We start from the raw sequence: 19,991 nt of genomic DNA, 5'->3' as shown, positions 1-19,991 counted from the left end.
TAAACCAAAAACAAAATAACTGTCAGAGTAATGCTGAACTTGTTTATTTTACTGAGCTAACTGTAAACCACGTTTCCCAATCAGCACTGTTAGTTACTTTTGCTCTTTCAAAAGCTTTGCAAAGACAAGCTAGCTGTTCTTTTGGATCTCTTTTAAAGTCAAGTTTATGCAACCCCCTATCAACCTCAACTCGCCAATACCCGAGTCCCTGATCAAAGGTAACTGTTACTTTATCACCAGAATCAAATTCTAGAGTAAGCGTTCTTCTATGCGGCACTTTATGTTTATCAGTTATTATAAGCTGTGCCTTTGGTGAACAGTTATGTTGCAACCAGGCACCAAAAATTGATTTGTAATCATCTTCATAAGCCCAATCATGTTGAATTGCATAGCCAAGTTGTCCTTTTTTATCTGCAAAACATGTTTTCACCTCAATAGTTGCTTCTTTACCTTTAGCTAATGCAGAGAGCAGCTCACAGAGCATCATCATGCTTGTCGGGCTTTGAATATAACGGTCGGTATAAGTGATGTTTTGCAATGAGCTCACACTCAATAGGTTTTTTAAATGATCATCTAAATCGGTTAAACGGTTTAATAACCGCACACCAAACCCAGCTAAGGGCCCATTTAATTCGCGAAGTGTGGGTATCTCTACGGCACCTGCTTCACCTATCAATTCAAAAGAGAGTGATTGCCCTTTTATTTCAGAAAAAGAGTTAGTTTGTACCGTTATATCATTACTATTTAACCAGTTTTCACCTGGTCGCGTTGCCTCTTCGTCAGCATTAGCAACTGTCGTACAAACGTCACCTTTGATCGATTGAAAAATAACAGGGTATTTAATATCAGCAATAAATATTTTAACGCCTATTTTATCTAACTCCGCTAAAAAATTATTTATACCTTCATTTAATTTTTCATCGGGAATAATTATTTGAATGTTAACTTCTTCAGCTAAGCAACTGTGGAATAGCGACTTAAAGTATGCCAGTGAGGTATCCCAATCATCACTACCTTTAGAGAAAACAAACTTTAATGTATCAGGTTTCATCCGTATTAATTCACTCAGTTTTTCTTTAAGTGAACTCGCCACATATTTTACAGTGATGTCACTGCCCAGCATTTTTTGGCAATTAACTGGCAATGCAATATAATCTCGTATGCTTTTATTTATCCAATCGAACGCTAACTTACGGTTTAGCTGATCAATATCATGGCGAGAATCAGACTCTAAAAGACACTTATGGCAAAAGCGTTCACAATTATCAACGCAATCCAAAATAGCGATTGTTTTCTCTAATATTTTTGCAATGTGCTCTTTTGCAGATGTTGCAAAGCCAGCCCCACCACTAACCATATCAAACAATTGAATAGCATAAGCTTGCTGACTTTTTTCTATTAAAGTTAATCTTGTGCTATAGCCTACCTCATTCACTGAGATACCTAACGTTTCGACCAATGCTTTTCGTATAGCAACAGCAATTGTTACTGCAATTGACTGTTCTGCGAGATATTCACTTGTATTTGGATTTCGTAAAATCAACTCAAATACATCAGTAGTTGAGTTATAACCTAAATGAATACCTTCTAAAATTTTACCTGTTGAATCACATTCAGGTTTACCTTTCTCATCTCGCTGAAATTTATTCGGCATCGGCGGCCTATGTGCCTTCTGTAGAGAAAGTTCTGGGGGAAGTTCGCTCGTAGAAGTCATTGATTCTGCTTTACCACAACTCAAGCAGATTCCATAACCTTTACCATGTAAACCTGAGCAATAATGAAATACGTGTCCAGCGTTATCATTTACCATATAGCCTAATTCAGGATTAGGAAGAGGTATATGTGCCCCCTTACCTATAACCCAAGGCTGTTGTACAGGTACATAATGTGTGTTCGCAATATTATTTGTAGGTGGATGATAATAATCAACGACAAAGCCCGTTGGTTGAATAACTCTGCGTTGGTTCTTTAACTTAATATTTGATGCGCACTGGGAGTTTGAACAGATTATCTCTGATTGTTTGGCTAAATCAGCTTCATAGCCTGTTTGCCCACAGCAATCACACCTCCATGCAATATCAAATTTTTGAGAGTCTTTTCCTCCTTCTACATGAATATTTTGCCAATTAAGTGAAATCCCCGCTGATTTATGCACCCGCCCATCTAAAACAAGCTCTGTTCCAGGCGCAAACTCGCGAATAGCTACCGCTAAATTCCTACTTGGCATTCCCCTGCTAAGTGAAACATTATCTTCACGCCCTATTTTATCTTTAGAGCGACTATTTTTTTGTTCTTTTTGGCGAATATAATCCGTTAAAGAATCTACCGAAAGATTAACTACATCTGTAGGAAAGCCATATCCAGGTAAGAATCCTCTAGTGGCCAGATCTCTTAGCAAGTACTCATTTTCAAGACGTTTCAAGTCATTACTTAATTTATACCCATAAGGGCTTTCTGCCTCGGTGCCATTCATTTCAGTTTGAATATAACTATGTTCATTTAACCAGCGAGACGCCAACTCTTGAACTTTAAGGTTTGTGTCCGCACATAATTTAACTTCTGAACTATCAGATAAAATAGTACCTTGTACCAATATAGATAGTTGATTTTTTAATGTCTTCTGACCAGCCTTAACCCAATCTATAAACTGCTCGTAAACTGCTTTATTTCCATCTTGTCTTAAATAGAACCAACTCAAATTTAAAAACAATTTTTCTTTTTTGGTAGTGCCAATTTTATCACGTAAAAAAGTTCCTAAAAGTAATGAGTTAACATGGCGTTGCACCAGCTTTTCTGAACTAAATGTAACAGTAGGAGCTTGAATTACCGTTATAAATGGCCATAGAGGTTGATTAAAAACGTACTGATCGTGCGGATTATTTTTGCAGATAGTAAAACCTATTGCTCTTGACTCGCTTGAGCGACCTGCACGCCCTGCACGCTGTAAGTAGTTGGCGGGGTGAGGCGGTACATTATTCATTACAACAGCAGAAATCCCGCCAATATCGACTCCCATTTCCATTGTGGTTGAACAATTTAAAACGTTTTTCTTTCCTTGTTTGAACATTTCCTCATAGCGCTCCAAATTATCGGATGATTGCTGCGCAGAATGCTCTGCAGTTGTATAGTAAAAACCGCCTTCTAAAGCTCTATCATTAATATCAGTCCACAAGTTTTGCTCACGCAGTTGCTTTACCTTAGAGTCTCCTGCTACATTTTTTCGTATATCATCAACAAAATTAGATACATCAGAGCTGGTATCAAACTCCCAAATTGAAGGTAGCTCTATAAGCTCACATGTATAATCTGATAACTCTTTATTCCACGGCAAGTAAGGCGTAATACCAGAAAATACAGTATCTATCAGTTTATTTGTAATCGGACATATATATGCATGTGTCAATAAACTAAACTCAACACTACTTAAATCTAGTTGATATTGCTTACCTGCATATTCATTCAATGTTTTCGTTTTTACTAAATCAATCCAAGCAGCCCTTAGCCAAGTATTTAATGTGTCTTCTTCTATTTTATTTATTGCTTTAAATTTTGCAGCTTTAGCAAGTAACATCACTATACGCTGCTGGCGCTTTTTACCTGATTTGACCAATGGCCAACTTTTTACCCTATTTTCGTCTTTATCTTTTGAATCAGGGCTAATTAGTGATTTAGGATAAAAATGCATACCTACCCAGCGCGATATCTCACTAGAAACAGATACATAAGTATTTTCTCTTACAAAAAAATCCATACATACTTTCAAATAGTCTTTCCAATCTTGAAGTGTAAAATTATGCTCTGCCCACTTTTCAGGTATCTCCTTAATTGACTCAATCCCTGGATAGATAAGCTTAACTAATCCTTGTGTCTCAACGTTATTTCTATTTTTAGGTCTGCGTGCAATTTCACGAGTTAAAATCATTTCTGATAATTTTGTGGCATCGCCGAGCTCAAAGACCTCAGGAGCAAAATAATGATTTTCCTGGGTCATCGAATTAGCAATGTTTTCATCATTCTTTAAAACATTAATGAGCTCTTTCCAAGAGAATGACATAGGCACTGGCTTAGTCTGTTTTCCAGCTTCTAAAAAGCTAAAGTATGTATCAAGAGCGACCGCATCTTCTGGCTTAACTTGTTTGATTTGAGGTAACACAAGGCGAAGAGTCTCAATTGACATGGATTGATATTCTTTTACTTTGTCTAATAGTTGAGGATCTATATTTAGCTTTTCTTCAACATGTTTACGTAACTCTCTAACAAGGGTTCCTCTAAAGTGAGACCTTTCAGCTTCTTGCTGCATACTCACTGAGATTTTCGCTGTTCCTTGGCGGCTATCAGTAAAAGTAATTAATCTACGGCCTCTTGCTGGCAATTCATTTGGCCCAAGTTGCTTTATGTCACTATATTTGTCGGGTTCAAAATCAGGACAATATTCTAAAATTGTGGGCACCGCATTGGTAGTATAAAAAGGAGCACCTAACATGGCACGTCTAAACGCATTAGCGTATTTATTTTTACCTTTAAAGCCACAACTAACACATTCTTGCCCATCAAGATCACGCATAGCTAAGACAATTTCACAATGCTCAACAGCTTTATCACTTTCTTTAGATATTTTACCATCTTTGCTTACATCGATTTCGTAGTAGTCATGCTCTTCATTGCTATGACCGCTAAATACAACTACTTGGGATGTTCTATCAGCAGAAATAATATCACTCTCATCATTGCTATCACTTATCTGTAAATCTTCTCTTTCGCCTTCTGTGAGTGCAAACTCATCTGTATGCCTATTCACCCATTGCTGAACATATGATTGATTATCATACACTCCCAGTAAGTGCGGCTCATTACACTCGTTACAAAAAGTTAACTCCAATACTGGCGCACCACAATCACAGTGCATTTTATGTTTTGAATAGACAGTACCAAAAGGCCAATTATTTTTTAGTTCAGAATGCTTTTTGTGTTCGCAATTTTTATCAATGCAAGACCATAAGCCTTCAAGCGTTCGTTGAAAATAATGCGCCCTAAGTTTTAAAAATGCTTCAGCATTAGAACTTGGTTTAGTGCCTGTACAAACATCAATCCATTTATAAATATTGTTTTCGCTTAAATCAAACTTTGATAGCGCTTGTTTTAATTCATAAATAGTTTTTGGAGGAGTATTATGTGCAGTTAACATTTCACGTATTGCTACGGCTACCTCGCTACTTTCTAATGCTAAATATCTGAGTTTAGAAACGTGAGGATCTTGTTCCTCTTTTTTGTTATCTGGTAAGACCCCCTGAGGTTCAATTTGCTCAATTTTTTCTAGCGTTAAATTCTCCATACTCATTGAATTTAAAGCGGGTACTACACGTCTTCCACCTATTACATCAACCTGATCAACTGAGATATTTGCCAAGCTCGCTAGATATTTTTTTAAGTTTTCCTCTGCTGCAGCTCCTGCAATAGTTGCTGACGTAGCTACAAAGCGAATATCTTCTGCTTTCACTTCAAATGCTTGCATTACGCGTCTCAACTGCAAAGCTAATTCTGCAGCTTGTGATCCTACATATGTATGTGCTTCATCAAGTATTATCCAACGCAATTTACCTTTAGACTTTTCAATAATAGGCGCATCAGTTTGCCTCACAAGCATGTACTCCAGCATAGTGCCATTCGTAACTAAAATTGGCGCAGGGCTTTCGCGAAGTCCTTCTCTACACATAACTTCCTGAGGTCTGCTTTTTTGTATTTGACGAGCTTTGCTTGATAAGTACTCTGGTGTTTTACCATTGAATAAACAAAAGCGGATATCTCCGTTAAAATGTTGTGTCCATGCATTTAAACGTTCTTGTTGTGAATTAATTAATGCATTTAAAGGGTATAAGAATATTGCATGGACCCCTTCAAGCTGTTGCTTTGAGGTTTTTACCTCACTATATAAATCTTCTAAAACAGGCACCATAAAACATTCCGTTTTACCCGAGCCTGTACCACTAGTAATAATTCTTGACTGAATATTAGATGATAATAAATCGTTCCATGCTTTATATTGATGTTTAAACGGGCTCCAAGTTTTATCAAATACATAGCGCCCATTATTCTTAGAGTCTAATGCATCAACAACTTCTTGAGATAACAAGCCTTTTTGCACTAAATCCTGCATTGTGTAATCAGTATTACGCTCCCAACTAAACATTTGCTCAAAAACAGGGCCGTGAATAAATTGCTCGTCTGTTTCCATTTTATTATTTAAGTGGTTTCTTAAATTTGGGTTATTAATGCCTAGCACACTCAAAGTAGCTTCTTTAGCACGTGAGTTTGCTTGTTTTTTTAGTGTTGAAAAAAATACATTCATCTAATTACTACTCCGAAATAAAAAAGCACAATGAGCATTGATATACTGAGTTAAACCAGTTTCGGTCAAACTCCATTAATTGCCGTAAAAGAAAATAATTAACATCGTTACTACTAAATACCTCCTCCCACGTTGTATCCGTTGAAGCAACGACTGCTGCAGCGAGTGGAAAATACATAACAGCACGCTGAAAATCATTTGGGACATTAAATATTGCTAGCTCAGGAAACTTAGCTGTCACCCAGCTGTAAAGTTGTTGGTTATATTGCTGTGGCCATCGAACACTAATATCTGCGTTTTCCCTTAGTAACTCTTCTCGCCAAATATTAATAAGTGCGTGGTACATAGCTTTTTTATTAGGTTGTAATAAAAAGATATCCGGCAGTGATATAAAATTACTAATATTTGCTGTTTTCTCATTTACATATTTAGTTATTAACATCTCTGGTAAGCCTATTTTTTCCAAATTTTTCTGGTATAGATCTAACCCACCACGCCACATTTCCAAAGGAATGAGTTCCCACACAATATTAAATTCAGTCTGTAAAACTTGGAGTACACTCGCGACATTTAGCTTTGTCGCAAATGGCAGTACAGCTAAACACTTAGGATGTCGGGCTAATGCTTTAAACGCCTCAAATGTTAGCATTGGCAAATGTGAATATTTATCTAAAAAGCAATCAAAATAACGCCACCCAGAATGTTCAATATCACTTGTCATTGCATCAAGTACTTTATCAAATGCAAACTTGTTATAAATCGGGTGAAAAGTTTCAGCAGCTTTGCCAAGTGATTTAACTGATTTATGATCTAAATTACTTGTAGTTGGGGGAATAAATACAGGACGAAATTGAACACGAGAGCTTTCCTCAGGTACCGCGAGTTGTGGTGATTCACTTACTAACGGTAACTCAAATTTTCCAATACATGCCCCTGCCGATATTCTTTGCGCTAATTGCGTAGGCTTTTGCTCAGGATTTCCTAAATTAATTAATTCAGCTTTTAAGCCGGAAAAATCAATATTAGCTTTAGCTTCAAATGTAAGTAAATTTTCATCTTTTATACCAAATAAAGCAAACCAACCTATAGTGTATTGTTTTGTTTGCATTCCTGGGCCACTGATAATCATTCTTACAACTTCATCCAGTTCTGAAGATTGAGCGGTTGCTAATAACTCTTTTATTTTTTCTCGAAGATCAAATAGATTCACTTCTTCAATAAATTTATTTACTTGGTAATGGAATACATATGAAGCATTTCCCGAGGCACTAGTAGGGGCTTTTAATTCAATTTCAAATGAACTGCTTACTTTACCTGGTTGTTTAAAAAGATTAATCCTTGCACCTAACAAGCCATCAACTGAAAAGTGAAAAGGTAATTCACGTCCATTGCCATCAAATAAAATAGCGCCTCGGCTTGGAAAAGGTATCTTTAAATCAATAGGGTCAGAAATTAAATTAGCTTGAATCGTCATTTCAAAATGTGGAGGGGGAATTCCATCAGCGATTAAATTAATACGCTTACCGCCCTCTATCGATACAGCCTGCACTTTAAGATTATCCCCAACTTTATAGATAAACGCCTTTTCGCTATGTATCGATACACTACCTTGATTTGATTTTTGCCCAGCGAACAACTCCATATCAAAATCTTTTGGTAAAATTGCCAACTTACGCCTACAGAGCGTTTTATCACCATTTTTTACTCTTAAAACTTGTCGGCCATAAAAGTTGGATAAATTATTAACTTTACTTACTTCATTATCACCAATAAGAATACTGGTATTTGGAAAATCACAGCTAATTTGTGGAAGACCTTTAAATACTGGGTAACCTTTATCTGTTTCAAACTCGAACATTTCACCAGATATAGTAAGTAACTCTTTACTAAAACTGTCTTCTTTTGTAGATAACTCATATGTATCAGTATGATTATCAAAACTATAATCAATACTTAGCTCACCACTAAACGTTAGAAATCGATAATTACCTCTTTGTACATCAACAAATAGTTCAGCATTTTCTGAGGTTAATTTTGCATTTTTAGAAATAATAAGGTCTAAATTTTCAGACTTTTTACTTGTAGTACCACTACCAATTACAATATGCTTATCTTTACTTTTTTTAAGTAATATAGGCATTTCATCATGAGGTAACGAAGATTCTGGAATTTCCTCAATATGTCGAACCCGTCCTGCCTGCATTATTACAAGTTTTAATGGTGACTCATTTACAAAGCGCCTAAATACTGTATTTAGTTTTCGCATATGTAAAATAAGATTATCATCAAAAACCTCTGCTCGAGCTATGCCCAAATCAGCTATCTGAGAATGACCTTCGTACACTAAGACTTCAACTATGGGAGCTGACAAATCTTTCTTTTTTAGTGCGACAGGTAATTTACTATTTACTGTAATACTTGCAGAAAAAGAAAGCTCATCACTATCTATGAACCATTGCGAAAGTTTAAGCCGCTGCTCTCTCTTTTTAGATTCTTTACGCTGCTGCGCTGCAGAATGTAATAAACCCGATAAGAAAATATCTCCCGTTTTATTGTCTAGCGGAATAGGAAAACTAATTCGCCATTTTGGCATCATTGAATCAAGATATTCGGGCGGGTTTGTTTTGTTATCTAACTCATAGGTATCAATTAAACCGTATAAATTACTCACCATGTCGTGAAGTAACGTTACGGTACTTTCTTCTTTAAATGCGTCCGGCATTCTGAGTAATTGTCGCTCAATTAAAGGTATTGGTGATTGGCCAAAAGTTTTTGCCTTATCAAATTCAATAAGCAATTTTTTAAACAATGTTTGAAAACGGCTACCTTCTGAAGCTAGCAACCCAAAAGGTAATCCACCTTCAGAATATACTGAGCCTAAATAATCATTTCTATCGCTGCTATGTTTATTTATTGGGCGCTTCCAAAAAGTTAGCCCTTTTATAACGACAGTTGACCTATGATTAGCATCTAGTTCATAACCAAGTTGCTCAAAAATACCCAACCAAGCCCAACCAGATTTATACTCCCTGCGATACCATTCTGCACCAAACAAACAAAAACAAGCACACCAGTCTCTATCTTTAAAGGTTACTGTTGATGGTTTTCGGTATTTTAAAAATGACTTTAAATTAAAATATTCATTTTCAGATACGTGGAGCGTAAACAAAGGTCCGCCAGTTACTGAGTCTAAATTACGAGAAGAAAGAAACTGAGAAAGCCATTGAGATGGAGTTAAAAAATTATTTTGCACAGAGGATTCCCTCATCAATTGATGCATTAGCTGTATATAGAGCTAGGGGTAATAGGATGATTGGCTCGTTTGATATTTTTATTATCCGAGCAAAGCTATAAATAGAGGGGTAACGCTGGGGTATTATCACTGCAATTCCTTTTTACTGCTTCCCGACCTTGGGATAGTTATATACTACTAGCGTTAATCTACCATTCATTTTACTCAAATCAAGTGGTTAAGTAATTATTTAGATAAATCACTTATATTAGCGACCAGTTAAGAGCAAAATTTGCTCTTAACTGGTTTTTGTTTATTACTCTAGAGTAGCTATTTCATCCAACATTGGCATACCACCATGCGAGAGGCCCTGCAGCTCACCACAAATCGACATCATTTGCGATGTAATACCTGTTATCTGCCCTTCACGCTTTTTCCAAATTCTTTGCACTGCGCTTTTTTCTTTATCAAGTTCAATCTTCATTTGTTCTTGATGATCTACAACCGCTTTTAAACGATGAACAAATTGCGTGCTACAAATATAATCATATATAGCCTCTACTTGTTCACTTTTGCCCGAACTCACCGTTTTTTGGCGCTGTGATTCTAATAGAACTATTCTAAGGGCCTCACTAAGCCCTTTTGCTAAAGCAGGTTTAACTAACCAAACTCCATCAACCATTAACATAGGTTCATTTGTATTAGCAGGAAATACGGTTGTTACTAGCACTCCAATATCACCAGCAGCATTTTGTACATCTGTTTTAAGTTTGCTAATCCAAGCGTTTGACCAATTTTCAGCTCGCTTTGTCTCCCACACTATTTTTCCGCACACAGTACCTGAGCGCATGCAAACTGTTTGAATAACATCTGCGCCTTTAGCCCCTTTTTTTACGGGTTCAATAAAATCAAGCGGATATAACTGTGCTAGTGTAGTCTCTAGCTCAAGCTCTAAAACTTCCCCCTGTAGCTGTTGTGAGCCTTGCTCTAGCTTGCGCTTAAGGTCATTATTAGCTTTGGAAGCATCATCAATTTTTTTACGGTACTCAGCTTCTTTCAATTTGAACTCATTTGCAGCATCATCACGAAGTAACTGCTTTTGCTCTTCAACTTTACGTGCTAATTCAAGCTCAAAGTTTTTTTGTTTATCTTCAAGCTCTGTTTTGGCCTTTCTGAGTTTAAGTTCTTCATTTCTAAATTGATCTAATTGCTCATCTTTAGATTTTATTGATGCCTCAAGGCTTTGTTTTTCTAGCCTCACCTTTTCAAGCACGCGCTGCTCTGCTTTAACTTTTTCAGACTCAATCTTTGTTTTGAGTGCTTCTTCGCTTTGCTTGCTGTCTTCTAGCTGTTCATTTAATTGTGCTAGTTGCTGCTGAAATACTTTTGACGCTGATTTCTCTGCATCCTTAGTGGCTTGGGCTTTAAGGGTAGTTAATTGCTGATTTAGGAGTTGCTCATACTCATTTTCATGTTGCTCAATTAAATGCTTTGCTATCGCATCTTGTACATCAAAATCAGTATCACAATGAGGACAGGTTATTGAATCGTTTGCATTAAGAATTATTTTAGAAGTCATGGCTAAGCCTTGTAATAGTTAAACACATAGCTACTATTACAAGGTTGATACCAAAATATAACCAATTGTTTAATAACAAATTATTGTTATTGCTAAACTAACAGATAGAAATTAAATTACCTTTGTGTAAATAAAGTTACTATTAAAATGTACATATAAATAAGTTACTTATCGTGTTTGTCATATATTTGAGTTCTGCTTAGCATTAAAATTGCTTGGTAAAGAGCAATGTTAAGCACTTTATACTCATCTTTATTCTCAGGGCCAATCTCACCACTGTAAATTGGAAGAGACTCCCTAAAATCAATCAAGTTAACCTCAACTTTTTTATCAACAATAACTTGAATATATTGACTTTTATTTACTTTGTTCACACTGTTAAAAAAGTCGACAGAGTCTGTATTACATAACATGGCTAGGTACTTAAATAGGTCAAATGAATGACAACCTTCAATAACCACATCATGGTTTAACAATGCATCAATAAAATTAGGGGTCAATTTGTTGAGTGGCTCAAGTGTAGCTTTATGACTAGCTAACAAGCTAATATACACATTTTTCAAGCGTATTAAATGCTGATATACATAGGCTGTCATTTTAACTGAGCTTTGGAAGGGCCTATTAAAAAAACCTGATATTTTGATTTCTTCTGTTAGCTCAATACCAGTATTTATTTCTAATACAAGTTCATACTCAGCATTTTGTTGCCTTACCTTTATTGCCTTTACATAGGGCTTTACAAAGTTAAAATTAAGCTCAATAAACTCTTCGGTTATATCAATTTCTATAAACTTATTGTGGTTATTAACAATCGAAGTAAGGTCTAACCTTTTAAAAAAATCACTATCAGAAACTGCATCAGCGAGTTCATCCTCTAACTCATCAATTTTGCTTTGTTGGGCTTCATACTTATCGGCAAGCTGGGTAATAAGTTCCTCTATACCTAGTTCTTTAATTAGTGATTTAGCATATGGTTTACCACAATTATCTATTAAATCAATAAGCCAGGGCTCATCACCTTGTATCAGCACATTAGAAATTATATTTCCAAATTCGCTTATTCTATTTAGGTTTGTATCTATTGGCTTGCTCTTATAATCCCAATACAGAGATCCTATATAACCACAATCATCACCGTCCACGTCATCAGCATAACCACCCAAAACTATTAATTGCTTAAGTTCATATATTAAATTTTGTTCAATTAATAATGTATTTAACATAGAGTTGTCTGAAAGAATGACATCAAAATCAACATTTATAAATCTTGCAAAGTTTTGATACTCAGCCTGAAGCAGGACAGCCAAAGGGCACAACGCAGAGTTAGTTACCGGATACCCGCAAAACTGTCTTACTTCAGGGTTTTCCATGATTGGGGTTCCGATTACTGCAAGGTTTATGTCATGAAATAAAAGCAGAGCATTGAACACATACTCTAATCCATTAGCCATCGCGAGTGTTATTGGGTAATTTATATCATCGTACTCGCCAACGTATTGATGATTAATATTCGCACCTAGTAATAATAGTGTAATAGCGAGCTCTTCGTCATTATTTTCGATTGCGCTTAAAAGTAACTCTTCAATTTCATCGTATTGCTTAGCTAAATAACAGGCTTTTACAAAATCGCCCTCTTCAAGAGCCCCATAATAATCGGCTAAATGGTCTGCATCCTCATCAGCGCAATAGCTAAAACCATCTAATGGTTTTAATATTTTATTTTTATGGCTTTGTAATAAATTATTTTTATGAGCTTCAATTAAATTACATGTTTTATAATTATTCAACAGATCAAAATCTTGAATTATGACTCTTTGAATAGTTTCTTCTATTGGTTGCATCGACTACTCCACTTGCAACGTTAATATTAAATAATACCTATATTTAAACAGCTCAAATCTATTCTACTCTTACATTCAGCTTTTATATCGAAAGGAACAACCCAGAGCTTTAACGCATCATCCTCATAGTTAAAGCTATGCGGAAATGCGATCCTAAACGTATCAGTTTTAGGGTAAATCAGGACTAAATCACCTTCTCCATTTAAGTAAGTATGACCATATCCAAGCATCTGATAAAAATCGGCCTGAGAAAGCCCAAACTTGTCTTTTCGTTTAGAGTTTTTCTCATTTATTAATTTCCATTTTGTATCAAGCACAATGTCATTGCTTTTATCGGTATCACTTTTGCGTGAAATATATAAATCCGGTTTTAGTAAAAAATAAGGTGTATTGCCATAATCAACTAAAGACTTAGTACTCACCTGAGCAGATACCTCACCAAAACCTGTAATATGCTTTTTTAAATACTGAGCAACAAAGCTTTCAAACACCGCTTCCATAGGGAACAACAACGAAAATGCATTACTTTTACCCTGCAAGGTTAACGGAGAGAATCCATCAATAATTAGCTTTGTCCACGCCAGTGGGGCTTCGTAATACTTCATTCCCCTATCTAGCTTAACGCTAGCAAAGTCATTCTTAACATTATTACTTAGTGGTATGTCTGCAAAAGCAAATAACAGCTCTTGCAGTAGTTTTTGGTTATTAGCACTGCGGCTGTAGCTTTTAACCTTTACAAGTGCGGTGTGTATTAATCGATTAACCGGTCTATCTTGTAAATACTCTTCGTACTCAACATAAAACTTATGTTTATTAATAAAGTTATGCTTAACTTGTTTGCCTACCAAAAGCTTACCTTTTAAAAAGGCAACGTTATCTTCTTTTAGTACATAGTCACTTTTAAGCCCGCGCTTTATTAAAGTATTTACAGAGGCTAAAAACTGGCTAATAAAAACCTCTAGTAAAGGTATTTTATTTTCAGCTAAATTAGCGTTATTAGTTTGTATGTGCCTAAACTGCTTAAGTGATTTAAGCATCATGAGTAATGACGCGCGCGAGGCGCTGTCATCACTATTTTTAGCTACTTTAGGTAATACTTCTATTTGGGTTCCATCGGGAGTAAAAATCACACCTGCATAGTTTTTAACTTGTAATACCTCACAGCTATCAACTTGCTTTAAGCGCATGAATCGACTTTCTGAGTCATCACATAAACATAACTTTCTTAAATAATTGTATGCGTCTCCAGAAATAGGTTTTATCTGGGGCGATGCTGGTACTTTGCCACTTTTATCATCACCATTAACCAAATACCCAAACTCAAAAACAGTAGTTTGCTTTTTTACTTCCGGCATTACTGAGCACTCAAAGATGGAACTTCATTTGCATCATCATTAGTGTTCGCAGGGCTTTTAAGCAATGTATCGTCATAAATAGCCTGATAAGCTATCGGGCTATTCCATACTGAATATTGAGCGTTAAAATCAGCTAAGGTGTATGTGGTTTTCGTGTCTTCGTAGGTTTCTAAACCATGATTTTCACCAAAAATTTTACTATATTCTTCGTTTTTCGATTTCACAAAAATATATTGTTCTAATTCACTTTTTTCTTTTCGGTTGTCACCTAATGCTAAGCGAATTTTATTCCAGTCTTCAAAAAAGTACTCTTCAAGTAGCGGGATGATTTTATTTTTGAACGTGCTTTTAAGTTCAATAAATGCGCTTACCTCTGCATTTTCCTCACCACTATCTAAAGCGTTTAAAACAGGGATTAAAAAAGCATGCCCTAATGTATGTTCTCGGTCGTAAAGCACCTCAATACGCTTGTTCATTGTTTTAAGTAGCAGCTCAAGGTCAATACCCTTAACTTCTTTACCTTTAAATAATTCTGGCTGTGGCATCATTTCTATAAAATCAAAACGACGACGCAATGCAGTATCCATCATCGCCAACGACCTATCAGCCGTGTTCATAGTTCCAATTAAATATAAGTTATCAGGTACTGAAAATGGTTCTTCCGAATTAGGTAAAATAACCTCTAATTCGTCTTTAGCACCTAAACGCTTTGACGGTTCAATTAAAGTAATTAATTCACCAAATATTTTAGAGATATTGCCTCGGTTGATTTCATCAATAATCAACACATAATTTTTACGTTCAATATGGGTACTAGAATTATTATCTGCAAGTGACTTTATATATTTAATCAATGCAGCGTAATAAGGTTCTAGCCCACCTTTAATCACGCGTTTTTTATCAAATATGGCTTTGAGTGTTTTAACATTTAATGAGTGAACTGACGTGCCTATTTTTTTATCGAAACGAATGACATCATTATCAATATCGTAAACATTTATAGATGATTTCCCACTTACTGTTTGAATTTCAATACCTGTTTCAACTTCACTAAATTTTTCAACAAATGCTTGCCAGCATGTAATGAAAGACTCACTACTTTTGACAGTGATTGTTTCCCGATAGGTTTTAGCCTCATCACATATTTCTTTAAAAACACCATCCTTTTCAAAATATGTTAACTGTTTACCTTTAGTTCTGGCGGTTAATCCAATAACAAACTCTTCATAACCATAACTCTGATGAAAGGTAACAAAGCGAATTTGGCCTTTGGCAACCAATAACTTATACGCGTTTTCAAGCTTTTCTCTAACCGTTAAATCATCAGATTCAACGGTGTTATCAACAATTGACTTGTGAAGTAAGGGGTCGGCAGCTTTAACAGCTGCTTCAATACAGTGGTAGGTTTTTCCTGTACCTGGTGGCCCGTAAAGGATCTGATTTAGTGGGGAGTGAGCACCTAGTGGACCACCACCTTTATTACCATCATCACTAATACTTTCTACTTCACCATAAAATGTTGGCCAACGAGAATCACCACATAATCCGTTCTCTTGAAAAGTAGCTAGCTGCCCTTTCAATACTTCATTGATTAAAGCTTCATTCGACTTCAAGTCTAGATTGAGAGGAATTTTTTTCGCTTCTTCACGGTCGTATCGCTTAGTAAAATATAAATTTAGTTGCCCCTTTTCAATAACAAACATTCCTGCCACTTTACCTGGCTTTTTCGTATTATCTTTACTTCCAAAACGTAAAGGAGATGACTCTTGATTAATATTATATAAATCAAATCTTGGTTCCGCCTCATGTATAACTCTTATGGCATCATCAAATATTTTTTTATTTAAACCTTTCTTATTAATGAATTTTTCAAATGCTATCGAATTGTTACATTTCTCGATATAAGGAAACTCGTTAGAGTCACTTAAACCAATTTTTTTTGCTAATTGCTCATATGTAAATTGAAATCCTTTAATCTGGCTTGTAGACCACTCAACAATTTGTTCTAAGCTAAGAGCTAAAGCATCATTAATTGGTAATTGGCTTACTATTCCCGATGAGGTAAATTCGCCTCGTACTTCAAGATATCTTTTTCGTTTTTCATCATTCCCTTTCAAAGAAACTGTATCAATTTTTATATTTAATCCTTCAGTATTAAACCCAACGGTATAAGCTAAAGCTTTAGGTGAATTAGTACTTGGATAAATCTTGCCCCACATATAACTTTCAAACTTTTGGGCTTGATTAACTGGGCTTTTTCTAATATCAATTCGTCCATTGGGGAAAACTTGTGTTTGTAGGCTATCTGTCCATTGCTCGACTAGTCTATAGATATTAGCTAGCCCTTTATAAGCCGATTGATGATCAACATCATTTTTATGATATTTTTGTTTGGCCCACGTATTTAAAAGATCAAATTGTTGTTTATTGAAAAAGCTCATTGTTTAAGTCCCTGTTACTTAAGTTTATTCCGCAGCCATTCAGTTTTTTCTAACCTTTGGCTTATATATCGCTTTTTTCCGACAATGGGTGTTTATTCGCAACCATGTCGCACAAATGCCGACCTACACAATAGCGTGTTACTTCTTACTGGCTTTTGCTGCTTTTTTAGCTGCTTTTTTAGCTGCTTTTTCTAGTTTATCGGCTTCAAGTCGCGCGGCTTTTATACGCGCTAATAACTTATCGGCGGGTTCGTCGTTTGGGTCTTGTGGTACAAGTTCACCGCGAAACGCTTTGGCTAATATCGATTGCGTTAAGTTATCAACCCGCTGTTTAGCATTCGCGAGATTCTTTTCTAAGGTATCGGCTAAGGCGAAATATTGCTCGACAAGACGGACGATTTCAGTTTGTTCTTCCAATGTAGGTAGTGGAATAGTTGATTCTCTACATTGAGTGAGAGAAATGTTTACCTGCCCAACCGAACCTTTCGTACTTGGCATAACTTTACGAACAAGGTCACCCTCACACAGAACAAAATATAAATACTGTTTATTCAATTTTGTATTGTCTGCTCTAAATAAAGTAATAGCTTGGTTTAAGTTCCACTCTGGGTATTGATCATTCAACATCGCAACTTTACCTAAAGGAGGACCAACTATATTCATCAAGACATCACCAGGTAAAGCAACTGAGCGCTTAAGCTTTTCTGCGTGAACTTTTTCAGTAACAAATTGCGGTCTATAATCAAAGTCTATTTTTTGATTAACGATATTGTAGACTTTTAGAAATGGAACTTTTCCATCTTGATCGAATGGGTTATCTCTAGGAGTAGATCCACTTTGAACTTTTTCACAGACTTCAGTAGCAGTCTTTACATCCCATTTAATCGGAACGGTAGTGCCGAATTCGGTTTTATAATCCTTGCATCCACGCCATTGTTCTGTGAGTTTGCCGGAGACGGCGGCGGCGAGGACGGATTGGCGAAAGCGTTTGATGATATCCGGTAAATTGTTGAGGCGTTGTTGTATGGTATCGACCTGCGCCAATAAGCTATCTAGCTTTTCAACAATGCGCTTTTGTTCTTTTAAAGGAGCCAGTGGAGTAATAATAGCTCTAACTTTATTTAAATTTAAGTTAGGCTGATTTCCACCTGCTGCCGCTAATCGAGTTGCTTGATAGTTTTCCAACAAACGGTACTTAACAAATTCTTTTGATGCCAATTGAGAATCAACAGCAATAGCTGCACAAGCTTGGTTACAAGTTGCATCTATTTTTATTTCAGTTACTTGACCGCGTGTTTTTCCTTCTCCATACATAGCGAGTAATAATGTACCTTTACTAAAGGTTTTCAGCCTACATTCTTTTACAGCTAACGAAGATACAAATTGAGTAGCTGATTTACAGATAGGTTTACCTGTAACAGAACTAGTTAACCAAGGAATATCTGCATTTTCCCAGTATTTACTCTCTGTACGTTTTGGTGTGCTACCAGTAGAAACTTCAGCAACATCACCAATAGTGGCATTAGCCCAACCTGATAAAGATTTTATCATCACTTAGACCCTTCAATCACTTTATGCTCTAAACCGAACTCTTCCGCCAATAACTGCACTTGGCCTGCGGCTTGATCGATAGCGCCAAGATCTATCATCAGCTGGTTCATTTCTCGCAAGGCTTCGGTAAGCTCTGTCATTGCTTCTGTTGCTAGTACATCGGGCTCTGGCAAGTTTGCAGCATCAGTTACTGAGTTATCTTTAAGCCATGTAATGTCTAAGCTGTCGTTTTTATTTTTAATAAACTCACGTGAGAATTTGCGCCAGCGAGCGTTTTCTATTAGCTCAGAGCTGTCAGTGTTTTTAATATCTTCATCGTTTACAAGTGTAGTGCAGCCTAAAATATTGTAAACGCCTTCTTCACGCTCTGCTTGGCCGTTAGCATCACTGCCGTAAACCGCCTCAAAGCTTTCAAGGTATTTATGAGTAAATGGGCTGCGTTTACCAAAGGTTTGCATGTTAGTACGTAAGTCGTACACCCAGGTGTTAGTTGTGCAGTCTTTATCTTGATGTGGGTTTTCCGACGTGCCTTTTTGAAAAAACAACACGTTGGTTTTAACGCCTGCGGCGTAAAATATACCAGTAGGCAAGCGTAAAATTGTGTGTAGGTTACATTTGTGCATTAAGTCGGTACGTATTTCAGCCCCTCTGCCGCCTTCAAATAATACGTTATCGGGTATTACCACGGCAGCACGGCCACCTGGCTCAAGGCTATTGTATATATGCTGCATAAAACACAGTTGCTTGTTTGATGTTGGGTATACAAAGGTACGGGTAATATTAGTGCTGCTTGCAGAGCCAAACGGCGGGTTTGTAAGTATTACGTTGGCTTTTGGCAGGTTTTCGCCATCGTTTCCTAAGCTGTTACCAAGGCGTATTGCACCGCCTAGCTCTTCATTACCTTCAATGTCGTGTAATAAACAGTTCATTAATGCAAGGCGGCGGGTTTCGGGTACTAGCTCAAGCCCGACAAAGGCACGCTTCATTTGGAATTCTTGGGTTTCGTCGTCTAGGTCGTCTAAATCGTTGGTTTGGCTTTTAATGTATTTATCGGCTTCAATTAAAAAGCCAGCGGTGCCTGCTGCGGGATCTTGAATAATTTCGCGCGGTTGCGGTTGTAATAAACGCACCATTGTTTCTATTAGTGGCCTTGGCGTAAAGTACTGGCCGGCGCCTGATTTAGTTTCGTTAGCATTTTTTTGTAATAAGCCTTCGTACATGTCGCCAAAGTCATCACGTGTTTTTACTATGTTTTCGTCATCGCCGCTTTCGTACCAATCTAGGCTATCCATTGTAGTTACAAGCTCTGTAAGCTGTGCAGCCTCTGTAATTGTAGTATTAACATTTTGGAATATGGCACGCACAATAGCGTGGTCGTCGTTACCTAGCTGTACCAGCATGTTGCGGTAAAATTGCAGCTGCTCGAGCCCTATTTTGCCTTTTAGGTCGTTCCAACGCATACCTTGTGGTAGTAGGTCGGTTTCGGTGCCTGTTTGCTCGGTCATTTTTAAAAACAGCAATGTGGCCAGCTCATTTACGTAGTTTTGATACGACACACCGCCATCGCGCAGGGTGTCACACATTTTCCAAAGTTTGGCTACTAAATCATTGTTGTTCATAGTGTCTCTTAATTTTTGGGTTAGCCT

General features: G+C 36.7%; 8 protein-coding genes. All 8 read right to left on the bottom strand.

Annotated features, from left to right (window positions below; genetic code table 11):
- Positions 1 to 43: 43 nt before the first annotated feature.
- Positions 44 to 6,346 (bottom strand): DEAD/DEAH box helicase, encoded by a 6,303-nt coding sequence (locus tag ATS74_RS10920; RefSeq protein ID WP_058548927.1) that lies wholly within the window; start codon positions 6,344 to 6,346, stop codon positions 44 to 46.
- Positions 6,347 to 6,353: 7 nt separating this feature from the next.
- Entirely contained in the window at positions 6,354 to 9,599 is a 3,246-nt protein-coding gene (locus ATS74_RS10915) for an STY4851/ECs_5259 family protein (RefSeq protein ID WP_082660586.1), read from the bottom strand.
- A 295-nt stretch (positions 9,600 to 9,894) separates the two neighbouring features.
- Complete coding sequence (locus tag ATS74_RS10910) at positions 9,895 to 11,157, bottom strand: DUF2130 domain-containing protein (protein ID WP_058548925.1); 1,263 nt, start codon at positions 11,155 to 11,157, stop codon at positions 9,895 to 9,897.
- Between the two features lie 164 nt (positions 11,158 to 11,321).
- A complete protein-coding gene (locus ATS74_RS10905) occupies positions 11,322 to 12,998 on the bottom strand; it encodes a hypothetical protein (protein WP_058548924.1) in 1,677 nt (558 codons plus the stop codon).
- Between the two features lie 26 nt (positions 12,999 to 13,024).
- Positions 13,025 to 14,353: an McrC family protein gene (locus tag ATS74_RS10900; protein ID WP_058548923.1), complete on the bottom strand. Its 1,329-nt coding sequence runs from the start codon at positions 14,351 to 14,353 to the stop codon at positions 13,025 to 13,027.
- On the bottom strand, positions 14,353 to 16,794 hold the full coding sequence (locus ATS74_RS20110) for an McrB family protein (RefSeq protein WP_235592006.1): 2,442 nt from the start codon (positions 16,792 to 16,794) through the stop codon (positions 14,353 to 14,355). Before ATS74_RS20110 ends, ATS74_RS10900 begins: the two co-directional genes overlap by 1 nt.
- Positions 16,795 to 16,932: 138 nt before the next feature.
- Complete coding sequence (locus ATS74_RS10890; protein WP_058548922.1) at positions 16,933 to 18,345, bottom strand: restriction endonuclease subunit S; 1,413 nt, start codon at positions 18,343 to 18,345, stop codon at positions 16,933 to 16,935.
- A complete protein-coding gene (locus tag ATS74_RS10885) occupies positions 18,345 to 19,964 on the bottom strand; it encodes an N-6 DNA methylase (protein ID WP_058548921.1) in 1,620 nt (539 codons plus the stop codon). The genes ATS74_RS10890 and ATS74_RS10885 overlap by 1 nt, the downstream gene beginning before the upstream one ends.
- Positions 19,965 to 19,991 lie beyond the last annotated feature (27 nt).

The organism is Pseudoalteromonas sp. H103, from assembly GCF_001469205.1.
In the GTDB taxonomy this organism is placed as follows: domain Bacteria; phylum Pseudomonadota; class Gammaproteobacteria; order Enterobacterales; family Alteromonadaceae; genus Pseudoalteromonas; species Pseudoalteromonas carrageenovora.
This window is presented reverse-complemented; position numbering and strand designations above follow the sequence as displayed.

Bases quoted from the DNA above. Each gene is read 5' to 3' on its own strand.
- ATS74_RS20110 (WP_235592006.1), bottom strand. From the start codon at position 16,794: ATGAGCTTTTTCAATAAACAACAATTTGATCTTTTAAATACGTGGGCC.
- ATS74_RS10885 (WP_058548921.1), bottom strand. From the start codon at position 19,964: ATGAACAACAATGATTTAGTAGCCAAACTTTGGAAAATGTGTGACACC.
- ATS74_RS10890 (WP_058548922.1), bottom strand. From the start codon at position 18,345: ATGATAAAATCTTTATCAGGTTGGGCTAATGCCACTATTGGTGATGTT.
- ATS74_RS10900 (WP_058548923.1), bottom strand. From the start codon at position 14,353: ATGCCGGAAGTAAAAAAGCAAACTACTGTTTTTGAGTTTGGGTATTTG.
- ATS74_RS10905 (WP_058548924.1), bottom strand. From the start codon at position 12,998: ATGCAACCAATAGAAGAAACTATTCAAAGAGTCATAATTCAAGATTTT.
- ATS74_RS10910 (WP_058548925.1), bottom strand. From the start codon at position 11,157: ATGACTTCTAAAATAATTCTTAATGCAAACGATTCAATAACCTGTCCT.
- ATS74_RS10920 (WP_058548927.1), bottom strand. From the start codon at position 6,346: ATGAATGTATTTTTTTCAACACTAAAAAAACAAGCAAACTCACGTGCT.